This window comes from Lysobacter sp. N42 (assembly GCF_004344885.1).
In genome coordinates, this window is record NZ_SKFB01000005.1 from 36392 (window position 1) to 61675 (window position 25284).

General features: G+C 46.3%; 17 protein-coding genes and 1 tRNA gene. 6 read left to right on the forward strand and 12 right to left on the reverse strand.

Annotation, left to right across the window (positions count from 1 at the left end; translation table 11 throughout):
- Nucleotides 1–76 precede the first annotated feature (76 nt).
- Nucleotides 77–152: transfer RNA gene (locus EYQ95_RS11165), tRNA-Phe, on the forward strand.
- A 302-nt stretch (nucleotides 153–454) separates the two neighbouring features.
- On the opposite strand, the gene EYQ95_RS11170 is transcribed toward EYQ95_RS11165, so the two are convergent.
- From EYQ95_RS11170 to nhaD, 4 genes are all read right to left on the reverse strand, one after another.
- The gene (locus EYQ95_RS11170) at nucleotides 455–1042 is read right to left on the reverse strand and encodes a hypothetical protein (RefSeq protein ID WP_111916042.1); all 588 of its coding nucleotides are present in this window, start codon (nucleotides 1040–1042) and stop codon (nucleotides 455–457) included.
- Nucleotides 1043–1095: 53 nt separating this feature from the next.
- Nucleotides 1096–1677 (reverse strand): hypothetical protein, encoded by a 582-nt coding sequence (locus tag EYQ95_RS11175; protein ID WP_111916043.1) that lies wholly within the window; start codon nucleotides 1675–1677, stop codon nucleotides 1096–1098.
- Complete coding sequence (locus tag EYQ95_RS11180; protein WP_111916044.1) at nucleotides 1667–2248, reverse strand: hypothetical protein; 582 nt, start codon at nucleotides 2246–2248, stop codon at nucleotides 1667–1669. The genes EYQ95_RS11175 and EYQ95_RS11180 overlap by 11 nt, the downstream gene beginning before the upstream one ends.
- A gap of 209 nt (nucleotides 2249–2457) precedes the next feature.
- Nucleotides 2458–3897: a sodium:proton antiporter NhaD gene (nhaD, locus tag EYQ95_RS11185; protein WP_111916045.1), complete on the reverse strand. Its 1440-nt coding sequence runs from the start codon at nucleotides 3895–3897 to the stop codon at nucleotides 2458–2460.
- Between the two features lie 339 nt (nucleotides 3898–4236).
- Here nhaD and aceB point away from each other — a divergent pair, with 339 nt between their 5' ends.
- On the forward strand, nucleotides 4237–5823 hold the full coding sequence (gene aceB, locus EYQ95_RS11190; RefSeq protein ID WP_111916046.1) for a malate synthase A: 1587 nt from the start codon (nucleotides 4237–4239) through the stop codon (nucleotides 5821–5823).
- Between the two features lie 54 nt (nucleotides 5824–5877).
- Nucleotides 5878–7200, forward strand: coding sequence for an isocitrate lyase (gene aceA, locus EYQ95_RS11195; RefSeq protein ID WP_111916236.1), 1323 nt, complete (start codon nucleotides 5878–5880; stop codon nucleotides 7198–7200).
- A 4-nt stretch (nucleotides 7201–7204) separates the two neighbouring features.
- Here aceA and aceK read toward each other — a convergent pair whose 3' ends face one another.
- Nucleotides 7205–8941 (reverse strand): bifunctional isocitrate dehydrogenase kinase/phosphatase, encoded by a 1737-nt coding sequence (gene aceK / locus EYQ95_RS11200; RefSeq protein WP_111916237.1) that lies wholly within the window; start codon nucleotides 8939–8941, stop codon nucleotides 7205–7207.
- A gap of 86 nt (nucleotides 8942–9027) precedes the next feature.
- Between aceK and EYQ95_RS11205 the strand changes: the two genes are divergently transcribed.
- The gene (locus EYQ95_RS11205) at nucleotides 9028–9963 is read left to right on the forward strand and encodes a LysR family transcriptional regulator (RefSeq protein ID WP_111916047.1); all 936 of its coding nucleotides are present in this window, start codon (nucleotides 9028–9030) and stop codon (nucleotides 9961–9963) included.
- 7 nt (nucleotides 9964–9970) lie between these two features.
- Here the strand turns inward: EYQ95_RS11205 and EYQ95_RS11210 are convergent, their stop codons facing one another.
- From EYQ95_RS11210 to EYQ95_RS11235, 6 genes are all read right to left on the reverse strand, one after another.
- Nucleotides 9971–12010 (reverse strand): methyl-accepting chemotaxis protein, encoded by a 2040-nt coding sequence (locus EYQ95_RS11210; protein WP_111916048.1) that lies wholly within the window; start codon nucleotides 12008–12010, stop codon nucleotides 9971–9973.
- A gap of 167 nt (nucleotides 12011–12177) precedes the next feature.
- Entirely contained in the window at nucleotides 12178–15378 is a 3201-nt protein-coding gene (locus tag EYQ95_RS11215; RefSeq protein WP_111916049.1) for an amidohydrolase family protein, read from the reverse strand.
- Nucleotides 15379–15496: 118 nt separating this feature from the next.
- Nucleotides 15497–16855, reverse strand: coding sequence for a GntP family permease (locus tag EYQ95_RS11220; RefSeq protein WP_111916050.1), 1359 nt, complete (start codon nucleotides 16853–16855; stop codon nucleotides 15497–15499).
- Between the two features lie 19 nt (nucleotides 16856–16874).
- Nucleotides 16875–18176 carry an MFS transporter gene (locus EYQ95_RS11225; protein WP_111916051.1) on the reverse strand — a complete coding sequence of 434 codons (1302 nt, stop codon included), beginning with the start codon at nucleotides 18174–18176 and terminating at the stop codon, nucleotides 16875–16877.
- A complete protein-coding gene (locus EYQ95_RS11230) occupies nucleotides 18176–19531 on the reverse strand; it encodes a hypothetical protein (RefSeq protein WP_111916052.1) in 1356 nt (451 codons plus the stop codon). Before EYQ95_RS11230 ends, EYQ95_RS11225 begins: the two co-directional genes overlap by 1 nt.
- Nucleotides 19532–19561: 30 nt before the next feature.
- Nucleotides 19562–20269, reverse strand: coding sequence for a VC0807 family protein (locus EYQ95_RS11235; protein ID WP_111916053.1), 708 nt, complete (start codon nucleotides 20267–20269; stop codon nucleotides 19562–19564).
- A 103-nt stretch (nucleotides 20270–20372) separates the two neighbouring features.
- Here EYQ95_RS11235 and EYQ95_RS11240 point away from each other — a divergent pair, with 103 nt between their 5' ends.
- Nucleotides 20373–21383, forward strand: coding sequence for a M20/M25/M40 family metallo-hydrolase (locus EYQ95_RS11240; RefSeq protein ID WP_165831991.1), 1011 nt, complete (start codon nucleotides 20373–20375; stop codon nucleotides 21381–21383).
- A gap of 19 nt (nucleotides 21384–21402) precedes the next feature.
- A complete protein-coding gene (locus EYQ95_RS11245) occupies nucleotides 21403–22668 on the forward strand; it encodes a serine hydrolase (RefSeq protein ID WP_111916055.1) in 1266 nt (421 codons plus the stop codon).
- On the opposite strand, the gene EYQ95_RS11250 is transcribed toward EYQ95_RS11245, so the two are convergent.
- Entirely contained in the window at nucleotides 22623–25025 is a 2403-nt protein-coding gene (locus EYQ95_RS11250) for an EAL domain-containing protein (protein ID WP_165924713.1), read from the reverse strand. The genes EYQ95_RS11245 and EYQ95_RS11250 overlap by 46 nt on opposite strands.
- Nucleotides 25026–25284 lie beyond the last annotated feature (259 nt).

Below are 25284 nucleotides of genomic sequence, written 5' to 3' on the forward strand. Positions count from 1 at the left end.
AATTCCTAACCAATCAGTGGCAAAAGGCTAAAAACCGTTTGACTTTCGCCCTCTGAAAACGTTTAATTGCACGCACGCCCGGATAGCTCAGTCGGTAGAGCAGAGGATTGAAAATCCTCGTGTCGGTGGTTCGATTCCGCCTCCGGGCACCATATAAAACAAAAAGGCCGCTCTTAGAGCGGCTTTTTTGTTTTATGGGTCTGGAGTTCTGATGAGAACCACCGATATGGTTCGACAAAAGTGCCGGGGTTCAAACCGCTCGGAACGAGCACTGCTCGTTCAGGTTTGAACGTGAGGCATGGATGCCGAACCGGACCAAGCCCACATGGACGTTCCCAAGCACCATACAAAAAAGCCGCTCAAAGAGCGGCTTCTTTTATGAATCTAACGTCCAAATGCAGTCCACTTACACGATTGTTCAAGCAAGCTACGGACTACTCCAATAAGTTCCAATCTACTCTGCGTCAAGACTCTCAAAACGGTCATAAGTTTGCGAGTTATCTTCAATATAATCGATTAGCTTATTATACAGAGGGTAGACATTTTGCTGGTCATTAAAGGAAACATTCACGGTAGTTTTCGCTAAAAACAAATATTGAGCTGTAGCAGGGTCGTATAGAGACAATTCCGTATCGACTCTATGTGACTGGTCAAATCGAATTACTTTAAATTCTAATACCAAGAACTCTCGATAATGATTTGATGCATTAGTGAGCCCTATAGCTTGATTTAACGAAGGAACCTTATCTGTTAGCTCATTATCAATAATTTCATCTTCTAACTCCGACATATTCATAATTTCTTCAAAATAATTCAGATTCTCTACTTGAGAACGAACTAAGTCAGAGTTTTTAATGACAAGTAAGGATTTATACCTATCTAAATCGACTGGGGTATTCTCGACAATTTCTACACTGGCATTTCGACTAATTTTTAGATAGCCAGTTTCTACGTCCCTTTCTCCCAACACATAATAAGTTTCGCAGCCAGTCATAGAAACAATTGCGAAAAAAGCAATAAAGCCGAATAATGTTTTCATCATAAAATAGTTCCTTGAATTTATTATTATTTCCGTTTAACTGAACACCACACTACCTAGTAAGCGTAAAGTGCTTGAAAGCGGTTGTAATCTTTCGAGTTGTCTTCGATATAATCTATAAGCGCATTATACAGCGGATAAATATGAGCTTGGTCAACTAGTCCGTAGACTATATCTGTCTTAGCAGCAAACAAATACTCAGTTGTCATCGGGTCAAATAAAGATATTTGCATTGAGTTGTGTTCTGCACCTTCATAGCGTTTGAGGACAAGATCCAAAACGAGAAACTCCCGATAATAATTTGCTGCAGCAGCTAATCCATTGGCTCGTCGCACAGATGGAACTTGCTCAGCAAGCCCATTTCTAATAATTTCTTGTTCTAATTCTCCGATCGTCATTACTTCATCAAAATAATTTATATTTAATGTTTGGCTACGTAACAGTTCCAAGTTTTTAACTACTACTAATGACCGAAGTTGATCAAGATCCGCTGGAGCACTAATTAATATGGTTGCCTCGCCACGAGACTCGAAATATCCAGTTTGAGTATTTCGTTCGCCAACTTTAAAGGTGGTGATGGCGCAACCGGTAAAGAGTGCTAAAGACAGCACCCCCATCCCAACGAACTTAATCAACATCTACGCCTTCCTCAACCTGTAATGAGTCCATTCTGCTATAACTCGCAGAGTAACTCTCAGCGTAATCTATGAAAGCATTGAAAACTGGGGCCCACTGATAATCAATATCCCCACGAACGTCTGGCGAGCGCTTCAACGATCGGAAAAGAATTTCTTCCTGCTTAACATCCATCAGAGTTAAACCCACATGCAAATAGCCATCCAGCAAGCCACCCTCTCTGGACATAATCAAAAACGGACCGTAGTGATTGTAAAGGTTAATAAGTCCGATCATTTCGTGAGGGCTTGGGATTTTGTTACTTAATCCTTGATCCATCACAAACAGTTCTAGTTCTTCATACGTTATGACATTCTCAAAGTAATTCACGTTAAGGAGCATTTCTTTGATAAACATGTCCGGAACCAATACAAGCTTCTTGTATCTATCTAGCTCAACATCTTCTTGCTTTGCGATATTGTGGTCTCGGATTGTAGGGAAATACCCTGTAGAGGAATCTCTTTCGATAGGAATAGTACTTCGGCAACCGCTAATCAGAATACAAAGTAAAAGGGTAAGGTAAATTTTCTTCATTCTATACTCCGGACTGCTCCTTTAAATTAGAGCTTTTTATTTTTAGAGCGGAGCATATTACAGGAGAAGAATTTTGTTCACAATATTTTAACGTAAGGTATATAAAAGGTCTTTAACACTAAGTCTCAATTACTTCCCTGTACTTTGTCGGCCTCAGGGCACCAGGCACAAAATGGGGCCAGGGGTAATTAACCCCTGACCCCATTTTGTTAGCCATGCAGTGCAAAAAGCCCGTGGTTTAGCCAAATATGCACAGCAATACTCGCAAAATAACCTAGCGCGATAACAGGCGCCCATTTTAGGTGGCTTGCAAAGGTGTAATAGCCTCGTGCTTGGCCCATTAAAGCAACACCAGCTGCTGAACCTATCGACAACAAACTACCACCAGTACCTGCGGTTAAGGTAATCAGCAACCATTGTCCATGCGACATTTCAGGTGCCATTGAAAGTACGGCAAACATCACTGGAATGTTATCGATAACAGCAGATATTAAACCTAAAGCTGTATTCGCAAATGTTGGACTCCACTGTGAATAAAGCACTTCCGACATCAGACTCAAATAGCCTAAAAAGCCAAGACCACCAACACACATAACAATACCGTAGAAAAACAATAAGGTGTCCCACTCTGCTCGCGCAACACGGCTAAACACGTCAAACGGCACTACACCACCTAACCGTTTCATTTTCTCCATGTCACCAGCTCGTTCAGCCATTGCACGTTTGCGCGCCAGCGAGCCTGGTAAAGTTACGCGTAAAAAATATCCGAAGAACTGTAAGTAGCCTAAGCCCATCATCATGCCCAACACTGGAGGAAGATGAAGCAAGCTATGACACAGAACTGCGGTAGTTATCGTTAACAAAAAGAGGAATGTAATGCGCAGCGCTCCACGCTTTAGCTCTACGTCTTCAGTCACTGAGCTTGGTTTCTTGTTTTCAACAAAGAAGCTCATCACTACGGCTGGCACTAGGAAATTAACCAAAGAAGGCAACAGCAGCGCAAAGAACTCTTGGAAGCTAACAATACCAGCTTGCCATACCATTAGTGTGGTGATGTCACCGAACGGACTGAATGCTCCACCCGCGTTGGCAGCGACAACAATACTCACACAGCACAAGCTAATAAATTTCTTATCTCCAGCCGCCACTTTCATAATCACGGCACACATCAACAAAGCGGTTGTTAGGTTGTCTGCAACAGGCGAAATTACGAAAGCTAAACCACCCGTTATCCAGAATAGCTGCTTGTAAGTGAAGCCTTTACGAATCATCCAGGCGCGCAATGCGTCGAACAACCTGCGCTCTTCCATCGCATTGATATAAGTCATTGCCACAAGCAAAAACAGCATAAGCTCAGAAAATTCGAGTAAGTTATGCCTAAACGCTTCTTCCGCCAGCTCACCATGACCTTGGCTGGTATAAGCCCAACCCACTAAGATCCAAATTACACCAGCGGCAACAAGCACCGGTTTAGATTTACGCATGTGAAGCTTCTCTTCCCCCATAACTAACGCATACGCAAGCACAAATATGGCTATACAAATGGTGCCTATGGTAGTGCCTGTCATGTCTATTGAGGAGGTAGAAGCAAAACTTGCGGGAGAAACAAACAAGAGCGTGAAAAGCCAGTATGGGCTTCGAATGTTCATGAGCGTGCCTATGTTTTAAATACAACTTACCTACGCCAACACGGGCAATGCAGGTATTAAACTAAAGGGATCAACCGGGCGGCTGACGAAAGCGGCGCGAGAATACCACAGGTTGTCGCAAAAATGTTAAAAAACCTTCCACTGTATAACAAAAAAATATCCCTGCAACACGCTACGCACACAGACACATAACAAGCGAACAATTATTCATCAAATGAATGGTAGCTATAACATTCATGGTTTATATAGCGATAATCATCACCATAGATTGGATGAATAAAAATATCCGTTTCATACTGACCTTGTCATTTACAACACGATAACAAATTAGGTCAGAATATGAGTCAATCCAATCTCACTTTCTCTCAGCCGCTGACTGAAGAGTATCAGCAAATCTTCTCTACTGAAGCGTGTGAGTTCTTATCGCAGCTTTTCGAGAAGTTCTCACCGCAAGTATCTGAGCTTTTGAAAGCTCGAGAGCAACAACAAGCTAAATTCGACGCAGGTGAACTTCCCGACTTCGATCCAGACACCGCAAACATACGCAACTCAGACTGGAAGGTTGCCGACATTCCTGTCGATTTAAGCAAACGTCATCTAGAAATTACTGGTCCAGTCGATCGCAAAATGGTCATCAATGCCCTGAATGCAGACGTCGACGTTTTTATGGCTGACTTTGAAGACGCCCAGTCGCCAACCTGGGACGGACTGATTCAAGGGCAAATTAACCTTCGTGACGCCAATGCAGGAACAATTTCCTTTACCGACGAAAAGAAAGGCAAGCGTTATCAGCTGAACCCGAACCCTGCGCTACTGATTGCAAGAGTTCGTGGCTTACACCTGCCGGAAAAACATGTTTTATATAATGGTAAGCCTGTTCCAGGCGCGTTAGTAGACTTCGGCTTGTACCTGTTCCATAACCTGAAGCAACGATTAGAAAACGGTACCGGTGTCTACTTCTACTTACCAAAGCTTCAACACCATACTGAATCTGCGTGGTGGAGTGAGGTATTCCATTTCAGTGAACAGTACTTCGGCGTGCCAACAGGAACACTAAGAGCAACCATTCTTATTGAAACATTGCCAGCTGTGTTCCAAATGCATGAAATTCTGCACAGCTTAAAAGAGCACATTGTAGGTTTAAACTGTGGCCGTTGGGACTACATCTTCAGCTACATTAAAACCCTAAAAGCACACCCCGACCGAGTATTACCTGATCGCCAAGTAGTCACCATGAACCAGCCTTTCTTGAACGCATATTCAAGATTACTGATTAAAACCTGTCACACCCGTGGTGCCCTAGCAATGGGTGGAATGGCGGCATTTATTCCAAGCAAAGATGCCGAAGAGAACGCGAAAATTCTGGACAAAGTTAAAGCAGACAAAGACTTAGAGTTTTCTAACGGGCACGACGGCACCTGGGTCGCTCATCCTGGTCTTTCAGAAACTGTACGTGGGGTTGCCTCGCAGTATCTAGGTACCGAAGCGAACCAGCTACACGTTCTGCGCGAGCAAGACCCTGAAGTGACCGCCAAAGACCTACTTGAACCTAGCGAAGGTGAGCGCACAGAAGCCGGAATGCGAACCAATATCCGCGTAGCGCTACAGTACATCGCCGCCTGGTTGTCTGGAAAAGGTTGCGTGCCGATTTACGGCTTAATGGAAGACGCCGCCACCGCCGAGATTTCTCGCACCTCTATTTGGCAATGGATTAAACACGGGAAAACGCTAGATACCGGTGAAGTCGTTACGGTTGACCTATTTCGCACCATGCTCGACGAAGAGTGCCACGTCGTTCGCGAAGAAGTAGGCGTAAACGCATGGAACTCAGGCAACTTTGTCGCAGCCCGCGAGCTACTGGACAAAATCACAACGTCAGAAAAGTTAACCGAATTCTTAACTTTGCCTGGCTACCAACAACTTTAAATAAAACTGTTCATTATAAAATTCGAGGACAACAACATGACTACTCCAACTCACATGCAAGAAGCTGTAAAAGAACTAGAGAAAAGCTGGGCTGAAGATGCTCGCTGGACGGGTGTCGAACGCACTTATTCTGCTGAAGACGTTATTCGTTTACGCGGCTCGCGCCAAGTTGAATATACCCACGCCAAGAATGGTTCTGAAAAGCTTTGGAAGCTCATTAACGGTAAAGCTCAAGAGAAGTTCGGTAAAGACTACGTGAACGCTCTTGGCGCACTTACAGGCGGTCAAGCAGTTCAACAAGTTAAAGCAGGCTTACAAGCTATTTACCTTTCTGGCTGGCAGGTAGCAGCAGACAACAACTCTGCGGCAAGCATGTACCCAGACCAATCACTTTACCCAGTAGACTCTGTACCAAAAGTTGTTGAGCGTATTAATAACTCTTTCTCACGTGCAGACCAAATTCAATGGGGTAAAGGTATTGGTCCAGACCACGAAGATTATGTAGATTACTTTGCACCTATCGTTGCAGATGCAGAAGCCGGGTTTGGCGGCGTATTGAATGCTTACGAACTCATGTTAGGCATGATTAAAGCAGGTGCTGCTGGTGTTCACTTCGAAGACCAACTCGCTTCAGTGAAAAAGTGCGGTCACATGGGCGGTAAAGTACTTGTTCCTACTCAAGAAGCTGTACAAAAGCTTATTGCAGCACGTTTGGCAGCAGACGTTGCAGGTACACGCACGCTTATCGTTGCTCGTACCGACGCTAACGCAGCCGACTTGCTGACCAACGATGTTGATCCGAACGACAAAGAATTCTTAACGGGTGAGCGCACAGCTGAAGGTTTCTATCGTGTAAATGCGGGTATCGACCAAGCTATTTCACGTGGTCTAGCGTACGCTCCATACGCAGATCTCGTCTGGTGTGAAACCGCGAAACCAGACCTTGAAGAAGCTCGTAAGTTTGCCGAAGCTATTCATGCTAAATACCCAGGTAAGCTACTTGCGTATAACTGCTCGCCTTCATTTAACTGGAAGCGTAACCTCGACGACGCAACTATCGCTAAATTCCAACGCGAGCTTGCAGCAATGGGCTACAAATTCCAATTCATCACTTTAGCGGGTGTTCACAACATGTGGTATCACATGTTCAACCTTGCATACGACTATGCACGCAACGATATGTCTGCGTACGTTAAACTACAGCAAGAAGAATTCGCTTCTGCAGACCGCGGATACACGTTCGTAGCTCACCAACAAGAAGTGGGAACAGGTTATTTCGACGACGTGACCAACGTTATTCAAGGCGGTCAGTCTTCAGTAACCGCACTGAAGGGCTCAACAGAAGAAGAGCAGTTCAACGACAAACCAGCGGCATAAGCCTCTAGTCGAACTGATTTAAAAAGCGGATGCTTTGCGGGTATGGAAATATATCTGGAAGCATCCCTTTTTTTATGGCTTCTTGCTGCGCCTGCCAATAACTCGCATCCGCAAGTTCTGGATGAAACTCTAAAAATATCTCTCTTAAACGTTTGTTAGGAAACACAAATGTTGTAATTTGCTCGGGAAAAACGTCGTCTGGAGCAACCGAAATCCAGTCTTGAGAAGCAAGTTGCTCTTGTGGGTTATCGCTTTTAGGCAACGACCGAAAATGCACATCGGTAAGATACTGCACCTCGTCATAGTCATAGAAAACCACTCGCTTACCGCGCGTCACACCAAAGTTTTTCAGTAGCATGTCACCCGGAAAAATATTGGCAGCTAGCATATCTTTGAGCGCCCGACCGTAGTCTTTCAGAATCGTTCGAGTTTCCTGCTCGTCGGCGTATTCCAGATATATATTTAAAGGCGTAAGGCGCTTTTCGATGTACACATGTTTTAGCACCAAATAGTCACCTTCAATCATCATCGAGCTTGCGATAGTAGACTTCAGTTCCTGCATAAGGTCGTCAGAAATACGGTTTAAAGGTAACGCCACGTCTGAGTATTCAATGGTATCGGCCATACGCCCTACCCGGTCGTGACGCTTAACCATACGGTATCGGCTTAACACCGTGTCACGACCAAAAGGCTTGGTAGGGCCAAACTCGTCTCGAATCACCTTAAATACATAAGGAAAAGAAGGCATAGTAAACACAGCCATAACTAGTCCTTTAATACCAGGAGCAAGCACTAGTTGGTCGTCGGAAGAGTCGAAGTGATGCAACAACTCTCGATAAAATTCCGTTTTACCCTGCTTGTGTAGTCCTATTGCAGAATAAAGCTCAGCTAATTGCTTGCGCGGCATGAGTCCTTGCAAAAAGCGAACTAACGCAGAGGGAGCACGCGTACGAACCATGAAGTAAGCTCGGGCAAAGCTGAACAAAATCAGCATTTGCTCTACGTCTGTAATCAACGCATCGATAAAAACTTTGCCGTCCTTGCGAATAAGCACAGGCACCACAAAAGGAATTTGAGCGTCTTCGGTAACAATTCGCCCTACTACGTAAGCTGCCTTATTGCGGTAGAACGGGTACTTCAATACATCTATCCGAAACTGAAATGGCGCTAGCGCTCGAACACTTGCTTGTTGCGCAAATGCACGCATTAAAAGCTCAATATCCCGGTCTAAATCTACAAAGCGAGCACCGAGGTTCATATCCGAAATAATCTGCCTTAAGGTTTCACTAATCCCTTCGGGACCAGGTCCTTCTGCTACAGGAAAATAGGTGCGGTATTCCGTTTCTAACGACAATGGAATGCGTTTAGACAAGACGCTTTCTACAAAAATAAACTCGTTATGGTAGTAACGCCGATGAAATAACTTACAGAATACAGAGTTATAAAAGGTTTCTGCCAATTCAGCCTGAGGGTGGAACACCAATAAGTCGGTATAAGACCTTTTTACTTTTCTCCAAAAGTCTTCTTCTAAACTTTGTACTGAATGGCTAGCCCGCAAACTTTCGACCGTTAATGTCACGCGCTGATCATAAAAGTCGATACGATTTCGCGCAGCTTGCAGAGCCCCAGTCCATTCTTGGCTCAAAAAGCGATCACGAGCTCTTGCTGTTTCGTGCTGGAAAGCATTCGAATGCTGATGAAAACCACGCAGAATCGACCGCGCTATTTTGTTCGGTGACATGTGTTCTGGGTTTTCTGTTGCGTGGGGGTCATGTGCCCCGATATAATTCATGTAATTTATATTTTTCTTATTAGGTAATTCACTCTATGAATCATTTTCGTCAGATAGATCTCAACCTGCTGATTTACCTCGACGCTCTATTAAGAGAGCGTAACGTGACCCGTGCGGCAGAACAACTAAATATCACTCAACCGGCAATGAGCAATGGTCTAAAACGTTTGCGTACATTGCTGAACGACCCCATTTTAGTAAGAACTAGTGAAGGCATGGTGCCTACCGAACGCGCATTGGCCATGAAACCACAGGTACGCCAAATACTTTACTCGGTTGAAGAAATTATACAGCCAAGTCGCGCGTTTGAACCCAGTGAAAGTGACCGCGTGTTCCGCATGATGATTTCAGATTATGCGGCGTCGACACTTATGTCACCTTTGCTTAAAGCACTTAGGGAACAAGCTCCGGAAGTAACTATCGACTTAATGACGCCCAGTGACGTGAGCTTCCATGACGTTGAAAACGGTAAGGTAGACATTGCGATTAACCGCTTTGAAGACTTGCCGCAGTCGTTTCATCAAAAGCAATTATGGCAAGACGACTTCGCGTGTCTTATTCACAAGTCACACCCACTATTGAACGACTACACACTAGAAAATTACTTGGAAGCTGAACATTGTTGGGTAAGTAAAACAGGCTTTGGTGTAGGTATTGGTATGACACCAGACGCCGTTCAAAAGCTGGGTTGGGTAGACAACGCATTAGCTAAAATTGGTCATACACGCCGCATTCAGGTATTTACACGTAATTACCATGTTGCGATGCATTTAGCGCGTGAAGGATTGATTGCGACACTCCCCAAGCGCGCCGCTAAGCTTTATGAAGACGCACCCGATTTAGTATTAAAAGAGCCGCCATTCGCCATACCGGCTATCGACCTGCAAATGATTTGGAGTCCGTTATTGCAGCACGACGAAGGACACCGCTGGTTCCGGCAGTTACTTTCAGAGGTTGCAGAGCGAAGTTAAACCGAAATTAAACGTCAAAACGCTCTGCAAGTTCCTCTAAGCGCTTCGCTACTTTAGACAGCTCAGCGCTAGAGCTTGTCATTTGCGCAGTACCTTCTGCAGACTCTTGGCCTCTAGCGCTTATTTCGTCGATATTACCTTTAATGCCACTGGTCACCGAAGCAAGCTCTTCAGAAGCGGTAGCAACCTGGTCATTGATTCCCGTAAGCTCGCCAACGGCTTCACGAATGGTGTCCAATGCGCCGCGCGCGTCAACCGACTTATCGAGCGTGGCTTCCACACGTTTACGGCTACTGTCCATAACAGACACGGCACTTTGAGTACCCTTCTGTAGCCCTTCGATAATTTTCTGAATATTCAATGTCGAATCTTGGGTTTTTCTTGCCAATGATCTTACTTCATCGGCTACAACGGCAAAGCCTCTACCCTGCTCACCCGCTCTTGCTGCTTCAATCGCCGCATTAAGTGCCAGCAAGTTAGTTTGGTCAGCAATACCCTCAATGACCTCTAAAATGGTCCCGATTTGTTTACTGTTCGCTTCCACTTCCTGCACCACGTCACCGGCGCGTTTAACTTCGTCGGCAACCGCACTAATCGCCTCAGAGGTTTCTTGGAAAACCCTTTCTGCACTTTGTGTTTCCGTTTCTGCATTGCGAGTAGCTTCCAGCGCACGTGACGCCGCATCTGCAATGCCCGAAACGGTATGGACAACTTCGTCAATGGCAGTAACCGCTCGTTCTACCGACAGCTCTTGCTCATGCACGTTGCGACTCGCAGATTCCGCCACTTCATTCGTTTTTTGAGCAGAAGAAGTTACTGTTCGGCTGGCAGACGAAATGTCGGCTAATAACTCACGAAGCTTTTCAGCCATGACAACCATGGCGCTGAGCACGCCCGTTTCATTGCCTTTGGCGTTTAATCGCAAATCACCTGCTGCAATTTGCTCGGCTATGTTCTGCATCTCTTTGGGTTCACCACCTAGCGGCATCACCACACTTCGGGTAACCCAAATACCCAGTGCCACAGCGATAGCAAAGCCACCTATAACGACAACGGCAATAATCACCATCGCTTGTGCAACTAACGCACTAGCATTGTCTGCCGCTTCGTTGTTCAGTGCAGTAGACGCTTGTTCGACTTGGTCTAGAACCGTATTTACAGCTTCAATTTCAGTCGACATTGCTTCAGCACGAAGTGAAGCTTCATATTCGTTTTCTAATTGGCGGGTATACGAGTCAAATAGCGCATTGTCACCCATAGCTTGCTCTTGCCACTGTTCAAGCAAACTTCCGACTTCCTCAACAGAACGTAACATGTCGCCTTCAGCTAACTCTTGTAACGTTTCCATCGGCCAGTCGAAAATTTCAAAGACTTGGGTAATCTCTTCTTCCAAAGGCGTGAGCAAAATCACCCGCTCTTGGTTCAAGTAGTCGCGCACCAAATACTGAATTTCAAAGACTAAGGCTTGCAAATTCACCGCTGCAGAAGTCATTTCGGTGTCTTGAATTACCGACTCTGCTTGATAAGAAATATTGCCAAGCTCGCCGATAAGAAACGCCGCGATTCGGTCAAACTCAGTTCTGTTTCGTCTCACTTCAGCTGCATTTTCAAGTGCACTACGATGATATTGGAAAAGCGCCTCGGCCTCGGTTTCAAACGACTGACGCGCTGCCACCGCAGACTCTAGCGTTTGTTTCAATTCTGTATCGTCTATAAGGCTGTTAAGGCTACGATAACTTTCACCGAATAAGGTGCTCGCCGCTTGAAAGTTTTCTTCGTAGGTAGAAATGTCGCCAATGACGTCGGAAGCGAGAGCTTGGCCAACAATGGCATTCGCTTCAAACATCGCGTTCTTTAATTCGCCTGAAATCGTAACAGTCGGCGTGGTCGTTTCGGTAACGTACCCAATCGTTCGGTCAAAGCTTTTGATAAACAACAAGCCGACACCGCCTGTTATGGCAACCACAACAGAAACGATCACGAATCCGGAAATAATACGAACGGAGAGCTTATTAAACTTTTCTTGTATGGACGCCCAGATTGACATGCCACCTCCTCGACAACAGCTATTCGATTTATCGGCATTGGCATAATTTTCTGAATAGCAGTTCAAAGAGATTACAAAAGTGCTTTTAAAATAGCAAAAGATACACACAAAAAAGCCGCTTAATCTCTCGAAAAAGCGGCCTTTTGTTCAGATGTGGTTACAACATCTTAGTTCTGCTCTTCAAAATAGAACGGCTGTCTAGGCTGTGCACTAGGCCCCATTTCCTGCATGGTTTCAGCGTCGAATAAACGTCCGTTCACCATGGTGTAAGTCACACGATCAGTCAGTCTAAAGTCGGTAAGAATGTCACCGTCAATCACCACGATGTCCGCTAACTTACCTTCTTCGATAGAACCAATCGCTTGGTCCATGCCTAAGTGCTCTGCAGCATCAATAGTAGCCGTGCGAAGTGCTTGCAGTGGGCTCATACCGCCTTGTTCCATCATCCAGATTTCCCAGTGCTGTGCTAAACCTTCACGCTGACCATGAGCACCCGCAGTTACACGTACACCTTCGGCTTGCAGCTCTGCTGCTCCACGCGCAATATTGAAGTGGTTATAGTGATGTTCTGGTGCAATTTCACGGCGCATTGAGCGCGGACGTAAAATACGCTCTGGCACAAATTGAGACAACTTAGGATGTTCCCAAACATTAGTATGGGCATACCAGTAGTGCTCACCCCAAATACCACCATAAGCAACACCTAGTGTAGGTGTATAAGCAGTTTCGGTTTGGCTCCAGAATTGCAACACGTCGTCATAAATTGTTTCTACTGGAATTGAGTGTTCAACAACTGTATGACCGTCGGCAATCATGCTCATATTGTGCTGGAACAATGAACCGCCTTCAGGCATAACCATCATGCCCATTTCGCGTGCCGCTTGCACAATTTGCTGACGCTGATCACGACGTGGCTGGTTGTAGCTTTTCACCGAGAATGCGCCTACCTTCTGCATTCTTTCTAAGTGGAAACGCGCGTCGTCCAGGCTATCTACGTGCGCTGTATATCCTGGGCCATTTGCACCATATAAAATAGTACCGGTCGAGAAGATACGCGGCCCAACAATCATACCTGCACGTTGCATCTCACTTGCTGTGAAAATTTCAGACGTGTCATTCGACGGGTCATGAATCGTTGTTACACCGAACGTTAGGCCAGCATAAAGCTTCCAGTTTTGTTCAGGAATAATTTCATTCTCACCTTGCGGACCATGAGCGTGGGTATCGATAAGGCCAGGAATAATCGTTTGCCCTGACGCATCGATCACGCGTGCGTTACTAGGAACACGTACTTCACCACGGCGACCGACCGCCTCAATACGATTCCCTGTTACTACAACAACACCATTCTCGACGATTTGGTTTTCACCCAGTTCGTCATTCATGGTTACAACACGACCACCTACAAACGCTACCGTTTGCTCTGGAACATAGGTTTCTTGCTCGAAGCCAATGTCTGTGCCGTCAGCTACCATTTCAATGTCGCTGTCACCCAACTCGAACATGCCACTTAAAGACGCGTTGTAGAGCTCTGGTCCAAGCGTCCAGTACAAGTGCAAGCTGTCGTTGGTCCAAGAAATGTCACCACCCGCTCTTTGAGACACGGTTTCAACCGGTAACTGGCGATCGTTTGGGCTAATGCTAATGGCATCACCACGCTCTACAAATGGAGTTACATGAACGCGGAAACGCTCTGCAAATGCCAAGTACTCACCATCTGGCGACACTTGATATTCAGTCGCATGAGACGAGGTATATAGCGTACGGACATCATGCGTGTCCACATCGATGCTGCGAAGTTCAGGACCACTGCGACCATAACCAGAAACATAAACACGATCGTTACTGCTTCCGAAGTGAGGTTGACTACCACTTCTTGCAATGCGCACTGGCTCTCCACCGTCAACAGCTAGGTGATAAACCCCATTGTTTATGCCGTAAGCAGGGTCTGTTAAGTAGCCGCCACCAATTTTACGATACACCACAGACTCACCGTCTGGTGAAAATACAGGCTCAATAAACTTGCCAATGCCGGTATTCAATACGCGCTCATTGCCATTGCGCAAGTTACGCACAACAACCTGGCCTTGCTCTTGGTCGTCCCAAGTGGTGTAAACCAAATAACGGCCATCACGAGAGTAAGATGGGAATTGTTCAAACCTGTCAGTGCGCGAAGTTAAACGCTCCGGGGTACCGTTTGGTAAGTCACGAACGTACAAGTGACCTAAGGCTTCGTAAATTACTTGCTCACCATCTGGCGACACTTGTGCACTTCTAATCATGCGCACACGGAAAGACTCATCGTCGATTTCCTGCTGCGTACGAAGCGCTTGCTGTACCTGCTTAGTCGTATTTACTTCAAACGGTAAGGTGGTTACGTCTTGAGAGTCCACATCAATCTGGTGCAAGCCACCTTGTGCGTAAAACACAATCGAGTCGCTGTCATCGGTCCAGCCCATTGCCGGGTATACACCGTGAATCGCCCATGTCTCTTGCATATCACGGGTTAGATTGTCGTAAATTTCTGTTTGTTCACCCGTTTCTAGGTCGAACAAGTAAAGCTTACTTTGGAAATCGTCACGCGCCACATACGCGATAAAACGCCCATCAGGCGAAGGTGTTGGGCGAACCGCACCACCATGACCAGTAATGATTGTTTCAATTTCACCAGTTTCTAACTCGTAACGCTTAATCGAGTAAATACCGCTTACTGAGTCTTTTGAATATTCAAAAATAGGACCTGGCGTGTCGTCTTGTGAGAAGTACACATATTTGCCGTCGTGACTAAATGCAGGTTCGCCTAGGTCTTTCTGGTCATTCGGGCGTGCAGTAAGCATTACACCTGTACCACCGCTACGGTGATACATCCAAATCTCACCCGCGCCCAATGAGCGGCGAGCCGTAAAGTGCTTACGCGCAACTATGTACTGGCCGTCTGGGCTCCAAGAAGGGCTATTCAACAAGCGGAAGCTTTCATTAGTTACTGCCCAAGCTTCTGAGCCGTCCGCGGTCATAATCCAAATGTTGTCGCCGCCGTTCTCGTCAGACGTGAAGGCAATATATTCACCGTCTGGGCTGTATGTTGGCTGCATATGCCAAGCAATACCACCGCGCAGTAATTCGGCTTCTCCGCCACCTGCTGGCATACGGTAAATGTCACCCAACATATCGAATACTACCCACTCGCCGTTCGGGCTAACGTCGACACTCATCCATGTACCTTCGTCGGTATTAATACTTACCGACTGAAATTCGCCCATAGGATTAGTTACCGACCAACCTTCAGACTCTTCAGCTGTTGCGCTCAAAGGAGCCAACATACTCGAAGCAACCGTTAATGCGGTTAACCACTGCAATTTATGTTTCATAATTACGTTCCACTTGTTGTTTGTACCTCGGTTGTAAGCAATCTCTTGTTCTATGTCTAGCGATGCTCGGCAAACCGAAGTGAGAACACGACCAATGTTCGTTTGCTAGGCTTCAAGCCTAATAAAGAAATAGTGCCAAAGCTACCGCAACCAATGCAGCGATCATGGGGATAATCACCGTTACCACAAATACATCTTTGTAAGCTTCTTTGTGGGTTAAGCCCATGAGCGTAAATAAGGCAATAACGGCCCCAGAGTGCGGTAAGCTGTCTAAGCCACCTGCGGCTAGATTCGCAATACGGTGAAGCATTTCAGGTGACACGCCCGCCGCAAGGTATGACTCTGCCAAACTAGACATAAAGATTTGCAAACCGCCAGAAGCGGAAGCGGTAATACCTGAGATTAAGTTCGCCGAAATGAACACAGAAACCAGAGGTTCTAACGGCAAGCCTAGTAGCCATTCGGCAAATGCGCTAAAGCCAGGTGTTTGAATAACCACGCCACCAAAGCCTATTACGGCAGCAGTGTTAATAAGCGGCATAATCGCGTCGTTCGCGCCTTCACCTGCGGCAACGCTAAATACTTTGCGCACGTCGGGAAACAGCACGAAACAAGTAAACGCTCCAAGCAACAAAGCAAAGCTTGCCCATAAAATAGGATTGGTGTTAGCGAAGCCTATCCACGAACTTTCTATGCTGGCCATCATTAGAAGGCGAGGAACAAGAATACTGCCTAGTACCACAATAATAGGAAGGATAGCTAATCCCCAAGGCACAATAGCTTTGTCCGTTTCAGCAAGTTTGCGCATTTGCTCGTCTTTGTCGGTAGCTTGGTAACCTTCGCCCTGTTGCGTTGCAACCTTCCAACGCCATTGTAAATACCACATACCTAAGCCAATCATTACGGCACTAGCCACTAAGCCCACAGCTGCGCCAGCAAATAAGTCGGTACCTAAAGAGCGCGCACCAATTACATTATGAATAGAGGGCGTACCAGGCATTGCAGTCATGGTAAATGTGCCTGCGCCTAACGCAATGGCTGCTGCGTATAAACGACGAGGAATATTGGCTTCTTTCATCAGTGTTACGCCAATGGGATACATAGTGAACATCACTACAAACACCACTACGCCGCCATACGTTAATACTGCACACACCAGCATAGCCACCCATAACGCACGCTCAGCACCCAGCCACTGAGTTACCGTGACCGCGACACTTTGTGCAGCTCGGCTGGCCGCCATAATGCGACCAAATATAGCCCCACATAAAAATAATAAGAGGAAGTTCCCTGCGAATGAGAATGCCCCGGAAGCGCCAAAAGGAAAGTACTGCAGGTAAATGTCGTTGAAACTCATGGCATTGGTTAAGCCAATAACGCCGACAGATATGAGTACGGCGAGCAAAATATTCATGCCACGAAGGGCCAAACCAATAAGTAATGCTAAACCTACAACTAAACCTAAATTACCGAGCATAACGCCCCCTCATTTATTTTTATTGTGTCGTTTCGTTGTGTTGCGTGCTCGGACTCAGTGAGACACGGGTTAAAAGTAAGCCACCTAATATGAAGAAAATAATAACAAGTAGCAAAGCATACTGACGGGACAGTAAGTCGCTAACTACGCCGAACGAGGCTGCAAGCAACATGGCTACACGGTTCATGCTTCCCCAAAGACCGAACGCAATTCCTTCTTGTCCCTGCTTGCAAATAAGCCCCACCACAGAACGGCTAGAGGCTTGAATAGAACCAATCCCGGTGCCAGCTAAAAGCGCAATACCCAAGAAGATATGCTTCACCGACATGCCGGTCATGGCACTTAAGTCACGAATGCTAAAAATGCCAAAAATAGCCACAATCCAAATAGCAATCACCACAAAAAGCACTCTTCTGGCGCCCCAATACCGCTCGAAAAAGCCAAATAGTAGAGCGCCCACTAAAGCACTGAATTGTGTTGCTAAAAACACAGAAACCAAGTCCCCTTGCGTTAGGTTCAGTTCTCCGGTGCTGTAAATACCAATGAATTTCACCACTACCTGAACGCCTGCCATATAAAAAATAAAAGCAGCAAAGAAACGGAAAAGTAGGGGTTGGTTTTTCGCGTGGCGCAAAAACTGAAGGCTGGTATACCACGGCTGTATATGGCTAGCCGATTTACGTTTTCTGTCTTTAACCAGCATAAACGTGGGTAGCGCGACTACCAGGAAATATATAGATATCGCAATCATTGCCCACTGATGCTGTGAAACATAAAGCGAAGTGTCTGTTTCTGGATCAGCTCGAATCATCAGTACCGAAACCATAACCATACTGACAAAACCACCGAGGTAGCCTAACCCCCAACCTAACCCTGAAACTATGCCCATATGCTCCTTTTTGGCCAAATCAGGCAGGAATGACGACACGATAGACTCGCCCAACATCCATGCGGTGTTCGACACCAAAATAATGGCGATAGCCCAGTAAATATCACCTGGGCTTACCCAGAACAATAGGCTGGTAAATAAGGCGCAAATACCTGTAGCCCACGCTAACAGCGTCTTTTTTGATTTACCTTGGTCTATCCAGTGTCCAGCCATCGGAGAGAGAATCATCGCCACCAGAGTAGAACCTAAAATGGCAACCGACCAATAAGCGTCTCGCCAGTTGCTTGTTTCCGGGACGATGTAATTGACAAAAAAGGCAGAATAAACAAAGGAGATAACAATAGTGGTGTATGCCTGGTTGGCAACGTCGTACATTGCCCAGCCCCATAACTCGCGTTTCCTTGCCGTTTTCTCTACTCCTTGTGAAGGCATTAGGCGCTTTCCTCAACACTTAAAATGCGCGAGTAATTCATAATTACTTTCCAGCGCTTAACCACCACCTTTTTGTCGCCCACTTGCTCGCGGCAAACAAGGTTAAACACATAACGCCGTTCAATGTCTTCACTCACTACCTCGCCTTCGGCTTCACTGTATAGCCTGTAAGTACTTTGGTTCATCAGCGGCTGTAACAACGACATGTCTATTTCGATGGTTTCACGTGCGCCAGCATACCCACTGAGAAAGCGCGCTGGCAGCATGCGTGAATAACTGCGAAACCAAACCACGGTTTCTTCACGTTGAGGTGTTACAGAGCGTCGCGCATTTTGAAGTGCAACAGGCAAGTCTTCGTAGCGTTTATAGTCGAACCACTCCAAAGCTTTACCTATGGTTTCATCTGAATTTACGTCTACAAATTGGTATCGCCACTTGGGTCTGCCGCGGCGCAGCCAGCCCCAAAGTTTTTGTTGGATGTCTTCACGAAACAATTCACGCATTCCGTAGAAGAACGCCAAAGCAATAATAAATATGGCTGTAAGGTCGCCGATCGCCTCACGCGCGGTAAGAATGGAAAACGACGCCGCCGACATGAGCACAGCCGCAACACCTGCTCGCACAGCCTTTTGCTCGGTGTTGCCTAACTCGGTACCGATACGACGCATAGAGACAGGGTATTCAATTAATCGGCGCAATAGCCGCATTTTATTGGAAAGACGAGTACCGTCTTGGTTTAGCTTTTCACCGTTATATCGGTATTCCTCTCGATACTTCGCTTCACGGCGAGCAATGCGAAGCAACAACTCTTTCATATCTTTTTCGTCGTCGGCAAAAGTCATTTCTGCCGCAAGCTTCAACATTTGTTGCTCTGTAAACCAAGACAAGTAGTTATCAATGTTCACGAAGTACAAAGAAATCGTGCTGTCTTGCGGACGGTTCCGGCGTAGGCGGCGCAGAATTGTGGCACTAAGCTCCACCAGTTCACCCAGCTCTTCACGTAGGTTTTCGGGTGCGTCGCTTTGCAGTTTACGAACCGCCTGCTCCATTGCAGTTACATATTGGTAACCATATAAGCTCAAGCTCACTCGATATTGAGGATCTGGGCGGTCTTGGGTTTTTGCTAGGCGCTGAGCTAGCCGGCTTTTCACTAGAGGCTCTAGTGAAGCGGTACTTTGGTAAGTTCTCCGTATTTGAATACCTTGCTGGTAAAAGCTCTTCTCGTCTAAAAAGGAAGGTGTCAGGCCAAGTTCACCAGGGACAAAAAGACAAGCGTCGAAACTGTGTTGGGGATAGTCCCCTAACTCACGGGTTATTCTTAAGTGAAAGCTGTCTTTTAAATCAACGGTGATCAATCACAACTCCTTTTTTATTATTCCAACGCGCTATTCTAATTCAATAAAGCTCTCTACCGACTCACCAGTAAGCTTATACATTTTCCAGAATAAATAGATAATAGCGCCAAGTAAAATAACCATGGTTGGCAATACAATTACCGGAATACTTAACGCAGTAAGCTTACCCAGTTCTTGATTGAACGCTTCGGTTCCGGTTGGGCTCACGACAATAGACTTCGCCAAGATGTAGTTTACTGAAGATGAAAATGCGAACGAAACCACAATGCCATAGCCTGCTCGAACAATAGCTTTCTCGAACTCCGCTAATTGACCATTTTCAGCTAATGCCTTATTCAGTTTTTCATGATCAAAAATAGAAGGGTTAAGCAAAAGCTTACGTACTACAGAGTAGCGCGTGTACAAGCTAACCCATACCGCTATACCAATAATGGCGGGTACAGTAGCTTCTTTTATGGCAATGTATTTAGTGTCTAGCTCTAACAAACCAATACCACCGGTCAACAAAACACTCACCAAGCCCAAGATAGCGAAGAAGTTCACATGGCGGTTAGAAAGCAGGTCCCAACTACCATAAATAAAAGGAAAAGCGAGCGCCACAACCAATGCCCAAACAGAACCAAGCTGTTCATCTCCGCTTAATTTCATTAAGATAAGGGCCGGAACAGCCACCGTAATCAACAGCTCGACAAGCGTGCCTGGAGACTTTCGTTCGCGTTCAGTGACTGCTTGATTCATTATACTCTCTTGGTTTGTTTCAATGGCTTTTATACTAAGGTTTTCGAACGTATTTACCAAGCAGAGTTGTTCGAAATATCACTGTTTTTTTAAGGAGTTTTCAGTGCGCCGCAACCTCAAATTTATTATTGCTCTTATTATCGGTTTATCTGTGGCAGCACTACTTGGAAAATTTGCATGGTCGAAGTATGTCGACCATCTTACCGCTAAAGAGCAATTGCGGGTGGAAAGCCTAATCGCTGCCGCAGAACCAGCTAAGCGTCCCAATCGCATTAACGCTGAAACTTTAATTGCCGACATTCGTTGGTTATCTCATGACGACAGGCAAGGTCGCGCCCCAGATACCGAGGGCGGAATAGCCGCACGCAATTTCATTATAGAGCGCTTCAACGCACTACAACTTACACCGGCGGGTACTGAAAACTTTGAGCATGCGTTCACGGTTCCAGACAACAAAACAGCCGTTAATGTGTTAGCCCGCATTGAAGGGCAGCAACCGAGCTTACGTACTATTGTAATAACAGCTCATTACGATCATGTCGGTGTACATGAAGGTCGAATATACAACGGTGCAGACGACAACGCCTCTGGCACAGCTACTTTGCTGGCAATCGCCGAATACCTATCCGAGCACCAACCGCAGCACAATGTTCTGCTTGCAGCCCTTGATGCGGAAGAAAATGGTTTGCGCGGCGCAAAAGCTTTATTCGAGACTGGGTTATTAACTCCAGACGCTATAGCCTTTAACTTAAACCTAGACATGTTAAGCCGTGACACCGACAACTTATTGTTCGCGGTGGGCAGCTACCACACCCCGTGGCTGGTACCCCTTATTGACCGAGCTCAAGCTGAAAGCGCGGTGAAGCTTATTGCGGCGTACGACAGACCACGTTCAGAAGCAGGTGACACCCCTGACTGGACAACAGCGTCAGATCACGCGCCGTTTCATTTACGAGGCATTCCATTTATCTATTTAGGGGTGCCGGATCACCCCGACTACCACCAACCCACTGACACTTTTGAGAACGTAGACATTGATTTTTTCCATGCAAGCGCCGAAACTGCACTTAGTGTCTTTAAAGTGGTAGACCTTGTTCTAGCAGAAAAAGAATAACAACGAGCCTAGTTAAACAATGTCGAAACAAAGCTTTAAGAAGTTTTTAGCCACAACGCTTGCCTGTGTAGCAAGCTGCTTACCCATGGCGCTGCACGCGCAAGTTCCGCTGCACCCTGAATTTCAAGAATTGTTCGAACAAAAGCTAGCAGAAGAAGAAGTTCCTGGCGGTGTGTTTGCCATTGTGATTCGCGATCGCGTCCATCAAGTACACAGCTACGGCGTAAGAGCCCTGAACGATCCAACTCCTGTCGATGAAAATACGGTGTTTAGGCTTGCCTCTGTGTCTAAAACGTTCGCCGGCACCTTGGCTTCCATACTCCAACAGCACGAATACTTTAGCTGGCACGACCCGATTACGCAGTTTGTGCCCGACTTCCAATTTGAAGAACCTGCACTTGCCAACCAAATTCGCTTAGACCATATCGTGAGCCATTCAGCCGGGCTAGTACCCAACGCCTATGACAACCTCATCGAAGCCAATTACACCATGAGCCGTGTATTGCCGTACTTTCAAAGTATTAACCCCATGTGTGAACCCGGTGAATGTTATGGCTACCAAAATGTGCTCTTTAACTTGTTAGAGCCCACCATAGAAAGAACCACCGGTGAAAGTTACGAGCAACTGGTAAACGACCTACTCTTCGAGCCTTTGGGTATGCGCCAAGCAAGTATTGGTTTGCAAGCGCTTGTAGATAACGACAATAGTGCCATGCCGCATGTAAAAGGCAGAAGCACTTGGTTCCAAAGGGTCCCTACCCACCATTACTACAATTATCCTGCTGCCGCGGGTATAAATGCGAGCGCTAGCGACCTAAGCCAGTGGCTCATTGCACACATGGGATACCGTCCAGAAGTTATTCCAAATACTGTATTAACCGACATTCGCACGCCACGTGTAAGAACCTCTCGAGACTTGCGCCGCAGATATTGGCGTCGTTACTTGAAAGACGCCAATTACGCAGCCGGATGGCGCCAGTATAACTTCAACGACCACGAACTTTATTACCACGGTGGTTGGGTGGAAGGCTATCGAGCAATGGTTGCCTATTCACCGGAATACAGCGTAGGGCTAGTTATTTTAATGAATGCGGAAAGCAACGTGATCAGCGAGCTTGGAGCAAGCTTTTGGAGTGAAGTTTTCCCTCGTTTAGAAGTAGAACAGGAAATTCCGTTTTATCATGCGCTAACGCCAGAAGAAGATGTACCGAAAGCAGCAGACATTCCGCCGTTCTTTCCTCAAATGGGCAGGTCGGAAACAGCACTAGGCTTGCTAAATAGGTAACCTTGATAGCGGAAGCAGCCACTAGCTTTTAAGCGATCACACTGCGCTTGTGTTTCCACACCTTCCGCAATCACTTCCATACCCAAGTTGTTGGCAATACCAATAATGGCTTCCACAATAGTCCAGTCGCGAGAAAATTCCTCGGAAGAAGCTCTGCGAATAAAGGCTTGGTCTATTTTTACTTCGTCAAAAGGCAAGAACGATAAGTAAGATAACGAAGAATAACCTGTGCCAAAGTCGTCCATACTAAAGCTTACGCCATGTGCTTTCAGCTCACGCATTTTGTCCACAACCACGTCCATGTCTTCCAAAACTAGGCTTTCTGTAAGCTCTAACTTTAAGCTTGTTGGGTCTATTCCACTCACTCTAATGTTATGAAGCACATTCTCTACAAAGTCGTGCTGATAGAACTGTCGAGGGCTCACATTCACTGACAAACGAATCGCGGCTGTACTTTCCTTTTCTTTCCAAAGCGCTAACTGCTTACAAGCTTGGGTAAGTGCCCACTCACCAAGAGAAACAATTAAACCACTGTCTTCTGCTATCGGAATAAATAAACCAGGCGAAACCATGCCCCGCGCTGGGTGGAACCAACGCATTAGCGCTTCTGCGCCAACCGTGTTCCCTTCGCTATCCACCTGAAGCTGATAAAACAGCTGTAACTCGTCTTTGTTTAACGCTTCACGCAAGTCCATTTCCAGTTCGAAGCGAGCACTTACTTCTTCCTCAATAGATTCTTGATAATATTGCCATTGTGCTCCGCCCACCTGCTTCGCATGGTGCACCGCCAAGTCTGCGCGGCGTATCGCTTCTTCACCGCTTATGCTGTCATCGGTCATCAGCACCACGCCTACCGAAGCCGAGCTTTGATGGCGCAGCCGTGGAAGATCAAAGGGGGTATTCAACTTACTCAAGGTTTGATTGGCGATACTGCTCGCTGCTAATTGCGCTTCTTCTTCGGTAGAGAAAGTTGCCACCATCACAAACTCGTCTGCCGTTAGTCGGCACAACAAACCGTCCTCAGCTCGAATGTTTTCTAGGCGTCTTGCGCAGGCTTTCAATAAAGCATCACCTTGATGTTGACCATGAACATCATTGATGCGTTTAAACCCGTCCAAATTAATAGCCCACAGCACCACAACTTGGCTTTCTATAGCAAATTGAGCCATACGTTCACTTAAGTTGCGTAAGAAGAAACGGCGGTTAGGTAAACCCGTTAAACTATCGTAGAACGCTAAACGGTTAATCGTTTCTTCGTCTTTTTTCTTGTCTGTAATGTCGGTAATAAAACCGCTAAAACTTACGCCTTGCTCAACCTCTACAAACGGCGTCGCCGTGGCATACAACCAGCGCTTCGAACCATGTTTGTGAGCAACCGAAAACTCATAACTCCATGTTCTCAAATTCACAGCGCTTTGCGTTAAAGACTCAATAATGCGCGCGCGTTCCGAGAGCGTCATCAGTTCCAAAATTGCTTTCGCGTCTTTCATCGCCCGCTCTGGAGAAACCCCGAAAATCTGCTCTGCCGCCTCACTTAAATAACGAAAGGTTAAGAAGCCGTCTTTCGAGCGGTGTAACTCGAACACCATGCCCGGCACCCGGTTCGCAACGCGCTGCAAGCGCTCGGTAAGCACTGCAACTTCCTCGCCCCGCTCGGCAGCAGCACGCTCTAATTTATGTTGCCTACGGACCATTAACACCACTACCGTACTGGTGAGCACAATAAACATGGCAACCAATAACGTGGAAGTAACAATTTGACTTGCGTTTGCGCCACTTAAAGGCGTTTTTATGGCGTCTGTAGGGAAGAATAAAGTGGCGTGCATCGCGGTATAGTGCATACCGGAAATAGCACAGCCCATAACCACGGCACTTAAGGCATTACACACATATTCATTTCTCACAAAAGGCTTAACGGCCTGTTTGGTTGCCAAAGCAATAACCGCTAACAACACCGCCACAGCAATAGACACTGCAAACCAAACCGGTATATAACGCATATCGGCGTGCGTAAGAATCGCAGCCATACCGGTGTAATGCATGGCACCAATACCAGCCCCCATAAGCACGCCACCAAGCAATATAGTTCCCGGCTGCAAAGGCTCTTTTTTCAGAAGCTGCAATGTAATAGCGGCCGCAATGATCGCCGGAATGACTGAAATAGCGGTAATTGTTGGAGAATAAAATACGTCGAACGGAAGCTGAAAGCTGATCATGCCCGTAAAGTGCATAGCCCATACGCCAAGCCCCATCGCTAAAGAACCAGACGCATGCCAAACCAAACGTTGCCAAGGTTTCGTAATGCTCTTAATAAGTTCTACATGAGACAAGCTGGTATAAGCGGCTAATATGGCCATACACACCGACAAAAGCACCAGCCCATTATGGTGATGTCCGTGTATAGCAACGCTCATGTCGTGCGAAGCCGTTAGGAAAGGAAGAAATGTCATATTACAGCCGCTTTATCTCTATTGCATTCAACATACCACGGCGCAGAAAAATTGCTATTGTACCAAAGGTTCAGTTTGCGCAGATTTGTTGAATTGCTTTGCAAGTGTTAGGTTCTAAATACGTGGTTTTGTTTTAAAGCCTAAATGTCGCGATGCACAATATGCA